Annotated in this window: 15 protein-coding genes; 10 read left to right on the forward strand and 5 right to left on the reverse strand. The window is 70.3% G+C overall.

Going from position 1 to position 12,803, the window contains the following annotated elements:
• Window positions 1-182: 182 nt before the first annotated feature.
• Window positions 183-1,193, reverse strand: coding sequence for a tRNA (adenosine(37)-N6)-threonylcarbamoyltransferase complex transferase subunit TsaD (gene tsaD, locus QOL99_RS09685; RefSeq protein WP_285523375.1), 1,011 nt, complete (start codon window positions 1,191-1,193; stop codon window positions 183-185).
• 181 nt (window positions 1,194-1,374) lie between these two features.
• Here tsaD and QOL99_RS09690 point away from each other — a divergent pair, with 181 nt between their 5' ends.
• On the forward strand, window positions 1,375-2,109 hold the full coding sequence (locus QOL99_RS09690) for a class I SAM-dependent methyltransferase (RefSeq protein WP_285523376.1): 735 nt from the start codon (window positions 1,375-1,377) through the stop codon (window positions 2,107-2,109).
• A 6-nt stretch (window positions 2,110-2,115) separates the two neighbouring features.
• Here QOL99_RS09690 and QOL99_RS09695 read toward each other — a convergent pair whose 3' ends face one another.
• From QOL99_RS09695 to QOL99_RS09710, 4 genes are read right to left on the reverse strand one after another with little or no spacing between them, the layout of a single operon-like run.
• A complete protein-coding gene (locus tag QOL99_RS09695) occupies window positions 2,116-2,514 on the reverse strand; it encodes a barstar family protein (protein WP_285523377.1) in 399 nt (132 codons plus the stop codon).
• Window positions 2,511-2,960, reverse strand: coding sequence for a ribonuclease domain-containing protein (locus QOL99_RS09700; RefSeq protein ID WP_326522583.1), 450 nt, complete (start codon window positions 2,958-2,960; stop codon window positions 2,511-2,513). Before QOL99_RS09700 ends, QOL99_RS09695 begins: the two co-directional genes overlap by 4 nt.
• Window positions 2,957-4,000, reverse strand: coding sequence for a heme-dependent oxidative N-demethylase subunit alpha family protein (locus tag QOL99_RS09705; protein ID WP_285523378.1), 1,044 nt, complete (start codon window positions 3,998-4,000; stop codon window positions 2,957-2,959). The genes QOL99_RS09700 and QOL99_RS09705 overlap by 4 nt, the downstream gene beginning before the upstream one ends.
• Window positions 4,001-4,012: 12 nt before the next feature.
• Window positions 4,013-4,822, reverse strand: a complete 810-nt coding sequence (locus tag QOL99_RS09710; protein ID WP_285523379.1) for an undecaprenyl-diphosphate phosphatase — start codon at window positions 4,820-4,822, stop codon at window positions 4,013-4,015.
• Window positions 4,823-4,892: 70 nt separating this feature from the next.
• Here QOL99_RS09710 and QOL99_RS09715 point away from each other — a divergent pair, with 70 nt between their 5' ends.
• From QOL99_RS09715 to QOL99_RS09755, 9 genes are all read left to right on the forward strand, one after another.
• Window positions 4,893-5,678: an aminoglycoside phosphotransferase family protein gene (locus QOL99_RS09715; protein WP_285523380.1), complete on the forward strand. Its 786-nt coding sequence runs from the start codon at window positions 4,893-4,895 to the stop codon at window positions 5,676-5,678.
• A gap of 151 nt (window positions 5,679-5,829) precedes the next feature.
• A complete protein-coding gene (gene rpsB / locus QOL99_RS09720; RefSeq protein WP_285523381.1) occupies window positions 5,830-6,627 on the forward strand; it encodes a 30S ribosomal protein S2 in 798 nt (265 codons plus the stop codon).
• Window positions 6,628-6,724: 97 nt separating this feature from the next.
• Window positions 6,725-7,522: a translation elongation factor Ts gene (tsf, locus tag QOL99_RS09725; protein WP_285523382.1), complete on the forward strand. Its 798-nt coding sequence runs from the start codon at window positions 6,725-6,727 to the stop codon at window positions 7,520-7,522.
• Between the two features lie 147 nt (window positions 7,523-7,669).
• Complete coding sequence (gene pyrH / locus QOL99_RS09730; RefSeq protein ID WP_285523384.1) at window positions 7,670-8,380, forward strand: UMP kinase; 711 nt, start codon at window positions 7,670-7,672, stop codon at window positions 8,378-8,380.
• An 87-nt stretch (window positions 8,381-8,467) separates the two neighbouring features.
• Window positions 8,468-9,019 (forward strand): ribosome recycling factor, encoded by a 552-nt coding sequence (gene frr / locus QOL99_RS09735; protein WP_285523386.1) that lies wholly within the window; start codon window positions 8,468-8,470, stop codon window positions 9,017-9,019.
• Between the two features lie 88 nt (window positions 9,020-9,107).
• Entirely contained in the window at window positions 9,108-9,938 is an 831-nt protein-coding gene (locus QOL99_RS09740; protein ID WP_285523388.1) for a phosphatidate cytidylyltransferase, read from the forward strand.
• Window positions 9,939-10,056: 118 nt separating this feature from the next.
• Window positions 10,057-11,220 carry a 1-deoxy-D-xylulose-5-phosphate reductoisomerase gene (dxr, locus tag QOL99_RS09745; RefSeq protein ID WP_285523390.1) on the forward strand — a complete coding sequence of 388 codons (1,164 nt, stop codon included), beginning with the start codon at window positions 10,057-10,059 and terminating at the stop codon, window positions 11,218-11,220.
• Complete coding sequence (locus tag QOL99_RS09750; RefSeq protein WP_285523392.1) at window positions 11,217-12,335, forward strand: M50 family metallopeptidase; 1,119 nt, start codon at window positions 11,217-11,219, stop codon at window positions 12,333-12,335. The genes dxr and QOL99_RS09750 overlap by 4 nt, the downstream gene beginning before the upstream one ends.
• A 112-nt stretch (window positions 12,336-12,447) precedes the next feature.
• Window positions 12,448-12,803, forward strand: a 356-nt coding sequence (locus tag QOL99_RS09755; protein ID WP_285523394.1) for an NAD(P)/FAD-dependent oxidoreductase, incomplete at its 3' end; no start/stop codon positions are given.

Genomic DNA, 12,803 nt, shown 5'->3' on the forward strand with positions numbered 1-12,803 from the left:
CTCCCTGCTCCTCACCCCAACTCCCTGAAACCCAGGATGAGCCTCCGTCCAATACGTTCTCAAGCCGGGAGCACGCCGATCCAGGAGCTCCTTTCCCGGCAACCGTTTTTGCCTGCTCACGCTACTCGGATTGAACAGTCTCTGGTCGAACAGTGACGAAAACGGTTCAAGCGGAATCCATGTCAGGCGTTCGCCAGCGGCGCGTAGGCGACCGCGCCCTCGCTGAGTGGGCTGGGAGGCCGCCCCGCGCGGAGAGCCGCCGCGCCCGCCAGCGCGATCATCGCGCCGTTGTCGGTGTTCAGGCCCTGGCCGGGAAAGACGGCGCGGACCGGGCTGGCCGCGAACGCTTCCCGCAGGGCCCGGTTGGCCGCCACCCCGCCCGACACCACCACCGTGTTCCGGCCGTACGCCTGCGCCGCCCGCAGGGTCGTGCCCAGCAGGAAGTTCACCGCCGCCCGCTCGAACCCCGCCGCGAGGTCCTCGGGGTTCGCGCCCGCGCGGTGGGCCAGCAGCGCCGCCGTCTTCAGGCCGCTGAAGGAGAAGTCAAAGCCCTTTTGCCCCTTCAGCGGCTCCTTGAAGGGCACCGCGTCGGGGTCGCCGCGCCGGGCGGCCTCGCTGATCGCCGGGCCGCCAGGGTAGCCCAGGCCCGCGAGCCGGGCGACCTTATCGAAAGCCTCGCCCGCCGCGTCGTCGCGGGTGGCCCCGACGAGGACATATTCACCTTCGCGCGGCACGTCGAACAGGTGGGTGTGCCCGCCCGACACCACCAGCGCGAGGTAGGGTGGGCGCAACTCGGCCTCCGACGCGGCCGCGTAGATGTGGCCTTCGAGGTGATGGGCGGCGTGGAACGGCACGCCCAGCGCCTGCGCCAGCCCCTTGCCGTACATCAGCCCGACGAGGAGGGCCCCCACCAGACCGGGGCCGGAGGTCGCCGCGACCACGTCCACGTCCTGCACCGTCAACCCGGCTTCCGCCAGCGCGTCCCCGGTCACCGCGTCGATGCGCTCCACATGCTCGCGGCTGGCGAGTTCGGGCATCACGCCGCCGTAGTTCGCATGGACGGTCTGCGACCAGACCCGGTTGGCGAGCACGCGCACGCCGCCGTCCGGCGCGAGTTCGACCACCCCCACCCCCGTGTCGTCGCAGGAGGTGTCGATGCCGAGGATGCGGGCCGGAGCGGGGCGGGCGTTCATCGCGGGGGAGGATAGCAGGGGGAGGCCAGATGGACGGGGCATGGGGGCACGGAAGCGGCTAGGGTAGGGCCATCTCAAGGAGACCTCTGCCCATGCGTTTGCGCTGACCCCTCCAGACCGGACCCACGGCCCGCCCCCACACGGCGCGGTGCCTTCCCCCTTGTCCCTGGAGGATTTGCACATGCACTGGTCCCACACCTTTTACGAACAGCAAGACCGCCTGACGGGCTACTACAGCAAGCCCATCCACCCCTTTCACACCGGGCTTGCCGCGCGGGTCACCGCCCACCGGGGGCAGCCAGGCACGCTGCTGGAACTCGGCGCGGGCGGGGGGCAGTTCGCCACCGCCGCTGCTCTGGCAGGGCACACGGTCACGGCGCTCGACCTGTACGCGCGGGGGGGCGAGCACACGCGCAGGCTGGCGGCAGAGCATGGAGTCACGGTGCGGGCACGGACGGCGGATTTCTATACCGCCGATCCTGACGGCCCCTTTGACGCGGTGTGTTACTGGGACGGCTTCGGCATTGGGGAGGACGCCGACCAGCGGTTCCTGCTCTCGCGGGTGGCCCGCTGGCTGACGGCGAGCGCGGCGGCTTACGTGGACGTGTATACCCCCTGGTACTGGGCGCACCACGCGGGCTTTACCCAGCGCACGGAGGGCTATGTCCAGACCTACGGCTTCGACGCGGACGGATGCCGGATGCTGGACACCTACGCGCCTGCCGGCGGAGACCCCCTCACCCAGTCTCTGCGCTGCTACAGCCCCGCCGACCTGCGCGGGCTGCTGCCGGGCACCGGGCTGACGCTGGCGGAGGTCTGGTCAGGCGGAGCCTACGACCCACGGGCAGGCGTCTACGACCCGCAGGTGGAGCTGGGCAAGTGCATGAGCTATGTGGCGGTGCTGCGCCGGGCCTGACCCCGCCTACCACCTCCGCAGGTCGTATCCCGCTTCCTCGGCGAGCAGCCACAGCGAGCGCCCCTGCCGGGCAGCCTCGGCCTGGGCGTCGAGCAGCACCCCCTCGAGTTGCGGGCCAAGCTGGCGTTGCCGGGTACGGAAGGCGGCGTAGTCGGTGAGCAGGATGGCGAAGCGCTCCGGCCGCGCCTCCGGGTCGGTGAGCACGTCGTAAAGGGCGTCCCAGTTGCGTCCGAACGTCTCGGTGAGGGCCAGACCGCGCAGGAAGGCCAGCATCAGGCTGTCCCTGTCACGGACCTCCGAGAAATCGACCTCGCGCAGCGCCACCTGATGCCCTGCCGCCAGGATGCGCGGGTCGTGCGGGGCGGTCTGGATGCCCTGGGGCGACTCCTGAAAGACGTTGATCACGGGGCGATCCGCCGGAACGAGGAGTAGTGGTCGGCGGTGTAGTAGCACTCGGCGGTGGGCGGCTCGCGGTCCGCGCAGACGATGCGCCGCGCTCCCCGGTCGTCCTCGCCGGGGGTGGGCACGGTGTACTCGCGGTAGGTGCCCTGGGGCTGCCGGGGCAGCAATCGCTCGCGGTTGCCGAACACGCTGCCGTCCTTGCGGTACGGGAAGGGGCCGTCCGAGGCGATCAGGCCGAGCGTCTGCCGCCCCTCGTGCGGCAGCTCCCCGGCCCCGATCCAGGGCAGGCCGCTGACCGGGTCACGGGCGGGCCGGGCCGGGGCGGACGCGCGGGTCTCGGCGGCCACCGGCTCCCCTCCCGTCTGCGGGCCGGAGGCGGGCACGTCGCAACCGCCCAGCACGGCGGCGACCAGCAGGGCACCCAGGGGCAGAAAACGGCGCAGGCTCACGCCCCGGAGTGTAGGGCAGGGCCGCCCTGCGGTCCCTTGAGTGTTCCCTGGTCGTCCAGCCAGGCCAGCAGGTCGGGAAGGAGGGGGGTCAGCCCCTTGTACGCGACCTGTTCGGGCGTCATCGAGCGCAGCGCGGCGGCCAGCGTCCGGGCCTGCTCCGGGGTGGCGACGGCTTCCCGCAGCGGATACACGCAGGGCCGGATGGTGAACAGCGCCCCGTGCGCCGCCGGAAAGCCCGTCAGTGTCTGCCGCTCGACCCGCAGGAAGGCGCGGCCGGGGTCAAAGCGCGTCTCCCCTGCCCGGTCCTCGCCCGGCGGCGCGGCGGGGTGGTGGTCGAGGCGGTCACTCATCGCGACGCCCCAGGCAAAGCGCACGAACGGGCCACGGGCGATGACGGCCTCCACCAGTCGGGGCGCGGTGGCATTCAGCGGCCCGCTTCCGGCGACCGGGGCATGGACGGCCACGAAATCCCGCCCCAGCTTGCCCCGCGGGTCCCAGTGCTGCGGCGAGAGGACGTGCGCGGCGGCCAGCCAGTCGCGGCCTCCCTCCGGAGCGCGGGCGATCACGGCGAGGTCCTCGGGGGCGTTCAGGCCCAGGAAGTCCAGCGCCGTCAGCGGCGTGACCCCGGCGACCAGGGAGGCCAGCGGAGCGCCGAACCGCGCCAGCGCCTCCACACTCCCCCACCGCAGGCCCAGGTCGGCCCCCCAGCCCAGCGCCCGGTTGGTGAAGCGCCGCCCGTCCCAGGTCATCACGCCCCCGCTCTCGGCGGCGAGGGCGCGGGCGACGAACTCCAGCGCAGCCTCCCGCAGCTCCGGCATCAGCCCGGCCTCCCCCCCGTACTCGTGCGCGGCGCGGCGGTGCGCGGCGACCTTACTGGCGACGAAGTGGGCGTAGTCGCGGTCGAGGGCGAAGGTGTGGCCCTCAGCCTGCCCGTCCTCCCGCCAGGGGATCGGCTGTGCGCCCAGCCGGAACAGGCCCGCCGACACGCGGTACACGCCCTCCAGGTAGGGACGGTAGACGGTCGGCGGCTGGGGGAACACGCCCCGATTGTGCTACAGCCGTCCGGCCCCCACCAGCAGCAGGATGATCACGCCCACGATCACCCGGTACACCGCGAAGCCCTTGAAGTTGTTGGTGGAGACGAACTTCAGCAGCCAGCCGATGGCGAGGTAGGCCACCGCAAAGGAGGTCGCCGCGCCCAGCAGCACGTTGGGCAGGCCGATCTCCCCGAAGATCACCTCGCGGTCCTGAATCAGGTTGAGCAGGGCCGCGCCGCCCAGGGTGGGCACCCCCAGGTAGAAGCTGAACCTGGTCGCGGTGGGGCGGTCGAGGCCCAGCACCATGCCGCCGAGAATCGAGCTCGCAGAGCGGGAAAAGCCCGGCCACAGCAGCGCGAGGCATTGCAGCACGCCGATCAGCAGCGACTTGCGGACGCCGATCTGCTCGATGGAATGCACCGCAGGGTCCACCCGGCGGCTCTCGATCAGCCAGATCAGCACGCCGCCCACGATCAGCGCCCACGCGACCACGGTCGGGTTGAACAGGTTCGCCTGAATCAGGTCCCCGAACAGCAGGCCCAGCACCACTGCCGGAATGGTCGCCACGACGACGCCCGTCCACAGCGTCTGCTGCTCGCGGTCGCGCCCGATGTCGCGCACCTTCAGGAAATCCCGCCAGTAGTACACCAGCACGCTCAGGATCGCGCCGCCCTGAATGACGACCTCGAAGGCGTCCTTGACCTCCTTGGGCCACGGCACCCCCATCAGGTTCCCGGTCAGGATCAGGTGCCCGGTCGAGCTGATCGGCAAAAATTCGGTGATCCCCTCGACGATCCCGTAAATGATGGCGTAAAACCAGTCCATGTCGGGGCGGAGCCTAACACCTGGGGCGGGGGCAGGCGCGTCCGCCGAAAGTCGCCTCCTCTCGCCGTGGGTGCGGCGCTGGGGCCTCACGCCCGACGGCGGGCCCATCCACACCCCCAGCAGCGACCTCCTGCCCGTGCGCTTTGCGGGAGGGCCCGCCATGCTCAAGGTCGCGCGGGTGGAGGAAGAGAAGGTCGGCCACCGCCTGATGGTCTGGCTGGGGGGCGAGGGGGCGGCGCGGGCCTTGCGCCACGACGGGGCGGCCCTGCTGCTGGAGCGGGTCGAGGGCGACCTCTCCCTGACGGAGATGGTGCAGGGGGGAGAGGACGACGAGGCCAGCCGGGTGCTGTGCGGAGTGGTCCGTGAGCTGCACGCGGCCCGCCCCCAGCCCTGGCCCGAGCTGACGCCCCTGACCCGCTGGTTCCGCTCGCTGGAAGCCGCCGCGCCTGCCCACGGCGGCCCTCTGACCCTTGCGCTGGAGACGGCCCGGCAGCTTCTCGCCCGGCCGCAGGACGTGCGGCCCCTGCACGGCGACCTTCACCACGGCAACGTCCTGCACAGCCGCGAGCGAGGCTGGCTGGCAATCGACCCCAAGGGGCTGATCGGGGAGCGGGGCTTCGAGTACGCGAACATTTTCTGCAACCCTGACCTGGAGATCGCCACGGGGCCTGGACGGCTGGCCCGGCAGGCGCAGATCGTCTCGGAGGCGGCCGGGCTGGAGCGCCCGCGCCTGCTGCGCTGGATTCTGGCCTACGCGGGACTGTCCGCCGCGTGGTGGCTGGAAGACGGCAGGACAGGCGAGGCGCAGTCCGCGCTGGAGGTCGCGCGAATCGCGGCGGCCGAGCTCAGCGCCTGATCATCTGCTACACTTCCCGTTTGGGTGCCCCCGTGACCCCTGTCCCCGCGCGCTGGAACGTCGCGCATGGGCCTGGCCGAAGGAACGTCCCCGGGACGGAAGGCTGGCACGAGGACGGCAAACTTTTTCCCACCAACGTTCAGGAGTCTCCATGTCGTACATCTCCATGAAGCAGCTTCTCGAAGCGGGCGTGCACTTCGGGCACGAGACCAAGCGCTGGAACCCCAAGTTCAAGCGCTTCATCTTCGCCGAGCGCAACGGCATCTTCATCATCGACCTGCAAAAGACCCTCAAGCAGATCGACCGCTCCTTTGACTACATCAAGGACCTTTCCGAGCGCGGCGGCACCATCCTGTTCGTCGGCACCAAGAAGCAGGCGCAGGAGATCGTGGAACTCGAGGCCCGCCGCACCGGGATGCCCTTCGTGACCAGCCGCTGGCTCGGCGGGATGCTCACCAACTTCAAGACCATGCGGACGCGCATCGACCGCCTGAACGAACTCGACGAGCTGTTCGAGTCCGGGCGCATCAACGACCGCCCCAAGGCCGAGCGCATCCAGCTGGGCTCCGAGCGCGAGCGGCTGCTGCGCTTTGTGGGCGGCATCCGCAAGATGACCCGCCTGCCCGACGCGATCTTTGTGGTGGACCCCACCAAGGAAGTCATCGCCGTGCAGGAGGCCAACAAGCTCGGGATTCCCGTGATCGCGCTGGCCGACACCGACTCTGACCCCGACGTGATCGACTACATCGTGCCCGGCAACGACGACGCGATCCGCAGCATCCAGCTGATCACCCACCGCATCGGCGACCTGATGGTCGAGGCGCGCGGCGGCGGCGAGGACGTCAGCGGCGAGCGCGTGGAAGGCGGCAACGCCGACATCGAGGCGGCCGAGCAGGGGGAAGAGGGCGACACCGCTCAGCTCACCTCCAGCCAGGGCCGCGCGGGCTGAGCCGCAGCCCCACCGCAACGCCGGGGGCGGTTCGGAGCAGGGCTTCGGCCCGCCCCCTTCTCACACCAGCAGGTCCACTCCCAGGAGGTTTCTCACCATGATGGAATCGATCAAGAAGCTGCGCGAACTCACCGGCGCGGGCATGATGGACGTGAAAAAGGCCCTCAGCGACGCGGGCAACGACGAGGACAAGGCGGTCGCCCTGCTGCGCGAGCGCGGCATCGTGAAGGCCGCCAAGAAGGCCGACCGCGAGGCCAAGGAGGGCCTGGTGCGCTTCGTGGTGGACGGCAACCGCGCCGCCATCGTGGAGGTGAACTCGGAGACCGACTTCGTGGCCCGCAACGCGGACTTCCAGGCACTCGTCGAGAGCCTCGCGCAGGCCGCGCTGAAGGCCGGGACCAACGACGTGGAGGAGTTCAAGAACTTCGCGCTGGAAGGCGGCGACACGGTCGGCAACGCGGTCGCGGCGGCGGCGGGCCGGATCGGGGAGAACCTGGTACTCAACCGCGTGGCCTATGTCGAGGGCGACATGGTCGCCGGGTACGTGCACTCCAACGGCAAGATCGGCGTGCTGGTCGACCTCGCGGGGGGCGACACCCAGAAGGCCAAGGACGTGGCGCTGCACGTGGCGGCCGAGCGTCCCCAGTACCTCAGCCGTGACGAGGTCAACGGGGACGACATCGAGAAGGAGCGCGAGATCCTGACCAACAAGGCGCTCAACGAGGGCAAGCCCCAGCAGATCGTGGACAAGATCGTCTCCGGGCAGATCGGCAAGTTCTACGAGGAGAAGGTGCTGCCCGAGCAGAAGTTCGTCAAGGACCAGAGCGTCACGGTCTCGAAGTACCTGGACGGTGCCCAGATCAAGCGCTTCGTGCGCTTCGAGATCGGCGCGTAAAGGTGACCGGGGGCGGCGAACACAGCCGCCCTTTTGCTGCACCCTTTCACGGGCCGCTTCTGCTGCTTTTGCCTCCCGACGCCCAGCGGCCCTTCCCGGCCCGGCTGGGCGTTTTGCTGGGCTCCCCTTCCCCCCTGAGGTTCATCTATGTTCAAACGCGTTTTGCTCAAGCTGTCCGGTGAGTTTCTGGCCGGAGAGTCCGGCTTCGGCATCAACTCCGACGAGGCGTCGGCGCTCGCCCGGCTGATCGTGGAGGCCCGTGCCGGGACGGACGTGGAACTCGCCATCGTGATCGGGGGCGGCAACCTGTGGCGCGGCGCCCGCAACGGAGCGGGCATGGACGCCGCGACCGCCGACTACATCGGGATGCTGGGCACCGTGATGAACGCGATGGCCCTGCAAGACGCGATGGAGCGGGCCGGACAGCCCACCCGCGTGATGTCGGCCATCCAGATGCAGGCCGTGGCCGAGCCGTATATCCGCCGCCGGGCGATGCGCCACCTCGAAAAGGGCCGGGTGGTGATTTTCGGGGGCGGCAACGGGGCGCCCTTCTTCACCACCGACACCACCTCCACCCTGCGGGCGCTGGAAATCGGCGCCGAGGTCGTCCTGATGGCGAAGAACAAGGTGGACGGCGTGTACGACAAAGACCCCCGCAAGCACGGGGACGCCCGCCGCTTCGACGAACTGACCCATCAGGACGTGGTCGAGCAGCGGCTGGAGGTCATGGACGCCACCGCGATCACCCTGTGTATGGACCGGGGGCTGCCCATCGTGGTGTTCGACCTGTTCGGGGAAGGCAACCTCGCCCGGCTGTTTCAGGGCGAGCGGGTCGGCACCCTGATTCAGAGCGCCTGAGCGGCCGCGGCGCAGTCACCGCTTTTTCACGGACGGCACCGCTGGCGCTCCCTCCCGGTACAATCCCCCGCAAAGGAGACTTTCCCCATGGCAGACATGAAATCCATCCAGGCCGACACCCGCGAGCGTATGGGCAAGGCGATTGAAGCGCTGGAAAACAACCTCTCGGTCCTGCGGACGGGCCGCGCCAACCCCGGCATCCTGAAAAAGGTGCTGGTGGACTACTACGGCTCGACCATGCCCATCGATCAGGTGGCGAGCATCACCACGCCCGACGCCCGCACGCTGGTCATCACGCCGTGGGACCGTGGGGCCCTGAACCCCATCGAGAAGGCGATCCGCGACAGCGACCTGGGCCTGAACCCCAACAACAAGGGCGACACCATCTTCATCAGCCTGCCCATGCTGACCGAGGAGCGCCGCAAGGACCTCGTCAAGAACGCCAAAAACTACGCGGAAGATGCCCGCGTGGCCGTCCGCAACCTCCGCAAGCAGGCGATGGACGAGGTCAAGAAGATCGAGGGCGTCGGCGAGGACGACATCAAGCGCGGCGAGGCCGACATCCAGAAGATTACCGACGATTTCGTCGCGCGGGTGGACAGCACCTTCCACAAGAAGGAGCAGGAAATCCTCGGGTGAGCGGCTCAGGGCCGGTGGCGTGGGGCGTGTGGAGGGCCGGGTGGCTCCGCGCCCCACGCCCTGAGCGGCGAGCCTGCCGGGAGCGGCCATGGAATCGCTGAGCACCCGCGTCCTCACCTCGGTGGTGGGGTTCGCGGCGGTCAGCCTGGTCGTGTGGATCGGGTGGGTGGCGCTGCTGCCTGCCCTGGTCGTGCTGTCGGTGATGGGCCTCTTCGAATACATCCGGATGCTCGACCGCAACGATATCGACGTGCGGCGGGTGTCGCTGGGGGTGTTCGGGGCGGCGATCATCGTGGCGAGCCTGCCGATGATTCCGGCGCCGCCGTGGGAGGGCGGCTCGTGGCGCGAGGTCGTGCTGACGGCCGCGCTGGGCTACCTGCTGGTCATGGAGGTGATGCGCCCCGGCGAGCGCCCGCTGGAGCGGGTGGTGTATTCCCTGTTCGGGCTGCTGTACATCCCCTGGCTGCTGGGGTATTTCCTGCTGCTGCGCTACACCCCCGACGGCGAGGCGGGCCTGCTGTACTTCGCGCTGCCGCTGCTGGCGACCTTCGCGGCGGATATCGGCGGCTACTTCGGCGGCCACTTCTTTGGGCGGCGCAAGCTGGCCCCCGAGGTCAGCCCCGGCAAGACGGTGGAAGGCGCCCTGGGCGGGCTGGCCTTCAGCTTCGTGATCGTGCTGCTGATGACCCAGCTCACCCAGATCGGCTCGCCGCTCGACGCCCTGCTGCTCTCGCTGCTGGTGGCAAGTGCCTCGCAACTGGGGGACCTGTCGGAAAGCCTGATCAAGCGGGCGCTCAAGACCAAGGACTCGGGCAGCAGCCTGCCGGGGCACGGCGGCTTTCTCGACCGCCTCGACTCGCTGCTGTTCGCGGTTCCGGCGACGTACCTGTTTCTGACCATCAGCCTGTTTCCACGGTAAGACGGTAAGAGCGTGGAGTGCGGAACGTGGACCGTGGTGGGGAGCGCCCCTCCCACGGTCCACGGTCCACGTTCCACGACCTACGTTCTCCCCGCCCGCCGTGCGCCATGCTGTCCGGGTGAAGCTCACGGTTCTGGGCAGTACGGGAAGCATCGGCACGCAGACGCTGGACGTGGCGCGGGAGCGCGGCTGGCGGGTGGGTGCGCTGGCGGCGGGGCGCAATCTGGAACTGCTGGAAGCGCAGGTGCGCGAGTTCGGCCCGGAGGTGGTGAGTGTGGCAGAGGAGGTCTACGCGCAGGCCCAGGAGCGTTTTGCTGGCCTGCGGGTCATCGCGGACCCGGCCGAACTCGCCACCCTGCCCGCCGACGTGGTCGTCAATGCCATGAGCGGGCTGCCCGGCCTCTCCCCCACCCGCGCGGCGCTGGAGGCGGGGCGGGCGGTCGCGCTGGCGACGAAGGAAGCGATGGTCACGGCGGCGGACCTGATCTGGGAGGCGGCGCGGCGCGGGGGCGGGCGGCTGGTCCCGGTCGACTCCGAGCACACGGGCGTCTTTCAATGCCTGACCGGGGATCATCTGGACGATGTGGCCGAGCTGATTCTCACGGCGTCGGGCGGTCCCTTCCGCGACGGCCCGGCCGACCTGAGCGGGGTCACGCCCGCAGAGGCGCTGAGACATCCCTCGTGGAGCATGGGCCAGAAGATCACGGTCGACTCGGCCACCCTGATGAACAAGGGGCTGGAGGTCATGGAGTGCGCCGCGCTGTACGGGCTGCCGCTGTCGAAGGTGGGCGTGGTCGTCCATCCGCAGAGCGTGCTGCACGCGGCGGTGCGCTTCCGGGACGGCAGCCTCAAGGGGCAGTTCGGTCCCACCGATATGCGGCTGGCCATCGCCTACGCGATTGACGCGGCGCCCACGGGCATGACCCGCCCCGGCGACGTGCAGGGCGCCCGGCGCGGGCCGGAGGTGGCGGGGCACCGGGGCTGGCCGCTGACCGGAACCTGGGAGTTCCGCGAGCCGGATCACGCCCGCTTTCCCTGCCTGGGCCTCGCCTACCGGGCGGGAGAGGCCGGGGGGCTGCTGCCCGCCGCCCTGAATGCCGCCGACGAGGTGGCCGTGCCCGCCTTCCTGGCCGGGCAGATCGGCTTTACCGACATTCCCCGGCTGATCGAGCGGGTGCTGGACGAGACGCCGCAGGGCGAACTGGGCTGGGAGGGGCTGGAGGAGACGACCCGCTGGGCCACGGCACGGGCGCGGGAGCTGGCGGCGGGGGCGGGGGCGTGAACGTGATCCAGAGCATCGCGGCGGCCTTGACGCCGATGGGCCTGCTGTGGACGCTCCTCCTGATCGGGGTGGCGACCTTCCTGCACGAGCTGGCGCACTACGCGCTCGCGCGGTGGCAGGGGGTGGCGGTGAAGTCCTTCAGCGTGGGCATGGGGCCGGTCCTGTTTCAGCGGCCCTGGCGCGGGACCGAGTGGCGGCTCTCGCTGCTGCCCATCGGCGGCTACGTGGAGATCGACGGCATGGCGCCCGAGGAGGACGGCAAGGGCGGCCTCCGGCAGGCCACGCGGGGCTTCGCGGCGCTGCCCGCCTGGGGCAAGGTCGCGGTGCTGCTCGCCGGGCCGCTGACCAATCTGGTTCTGGCGCTGGGGCTGATGACCGCCACCTTCGCCTCGCAGGGGGTGCCCGCGCTCGACCGCGCCCGCATCGAGTCGGTGCAGCCGGACTCGCGGGCGGAGACGCTGGGCCTGCGGGCCGGGGACGTGATCGTGGCGCTGAACGGTCAGCCCATCCCCGAGACGCGCACGGTCGGCGGCCAGACCCGCCCCGGCTGGGAGGGCCTGCGCGACTTTCTGGCGACGGGCGGTCCCAAGACGCTGACCGTGCGCCGGGACGGGGAGACGCGCGACTTCGCCTTCGACTGGCAGGCCCGCGTGAATGGCGAGCGGCAACTGCTGGGCATCGGCTACGGCCCCGACGTGCAGGACGCGTCCGTGCCCGTCGCCTTCGCCACGGCGGTCACGACCACCACCGAGGCGGTGCCGCAGATTCTGCGGGCCTTCGGGGGCCTGTTCGCCCGCTTCTTCACGCTGGACCTCTCACGTGACGAGAACGTCAGCGGCCCCATCGGCACCGCCGAGATCGTGAGCCGGGCGGCCACGGTGGGCTTCTGGGCGCTGGTGCAGATCGCCACGCTGCTCAACCTGTCGCTGGCCTTTTTCAACCTGCTGCCGGTTCCGGGGCTGGACGGCGGGCGCATCCTGCTGGTGCTGGTGGGGTCGCTGCGGGGCCGCCCGCTGAGTTTCTCGCAGGAACAGGCGATCAACCTCGCGGGCTTCGCGCTGGTCATGCTCCTGATGGTCTTCGTGGTGGTGCGGGACGTGAGCCGCTTTTTCTGAGGGTTGAGGGGGAGGGGCCGGGCTGAGCAGGGTGCCCGGCCTCTTCTCTTGCCTGTTCTCTTGCCTGCGGCCGGAGCGTTCGGTCAGGCCGCCCTCTGCCATACTCCCCGGCGTGAACGGTGAGCGGGAGACGCGGACGGACGTGCTGGTGGTGGGCGGAGGTCCGGCGGGACTGTACGCCGCCTTTTACGCGGGCTGGCGCGGCCTGAGCGTGCGGCTGCTGGAGGCGCGGACGGAACTGGGCGGGCAACTCTCGGCCCTCTATCCCGACAAGGTGGTCTACGACGCGCCGGGGAGCCCCCAGACACGGGCGGGCGACCTCGTGCGGGCGCTGGAGGCCCAGCTCGCGCCGCTGGGGGTGGACGTGCACCTGAGTGAGGTGGCGCGGACGCTGACGCCGGACCCGGCGGGCGGCTGGCTCGTGGGCACCGACCGGGGCACCTACCCGGCAGGCGCGGTGATCCTGGC

The sequence above is a fragment of the Deinococcus rhizophilus genome, from assembly GCF_030271215.1.
Taxonomy (GTDB): Bacteria; Deinococcota; Deinococci; order Deinococcales; family Deinococcaceae; genus Deinococcus; species Deinococcus rhizophilus.

Bases quoted from the DNA above. Each gene is read 5' to 3' on its own strand.
- tsaD (WP_285523375.1), bottom strand. From the start codon at position 1,193: ATGAACGCCCGCCCCGCTCCGGCCCGCATCCTCGGCATCGACACCTCC.
- QOL99_RS09690 (WP_285523376.1), top strand. From the start codon at position 1,375: ATGCACTGGTCCCACACCTTTTACGAACAGCAAGACCGCCTGACGGGC.
- QOL99_RS09710 (WP_285523379.1), bottom strand. From the start codon at position 4,822: ATGGACTGGTTTTACGCCATCATTTACGGGATCGTCGAGGGGATCACC.
- rpsB (WP_285523381.1), top strand. From the start codon at position 5,830: ATGTCGTACATCTCCATGAAGCAGCTTCTCGAAGCGGGCGTGCACTTC.
- tsf (WP_285523382.1), top strand. From the start codon at position 6,725: ATGATGGAATCGATCAAGAAGCTGCGCGAACTCACCGGCGCGGGCATG.
- pyrH (WP_285523384.1), top strand. From the start codon at position 7,670: ATGTTCAAACGCGTTTTGCTCAAGCTGTCCGGTGAGTTTCTGGCCGGA.
- frr (WP_285523386.1), top strand. From the start codon at position 8,468: ATGGCAGACATGAAATCCATCCAGGCCGACACCCGCGAGCGTATGGGC.
- QOL99_RS09740 (WP_285523388.1), top strand. From the start codon at position 9,108: ATGGAATCGCTGAGCACCCGCGTCCTCACCTCGGTGGTGGGGTTCGCG.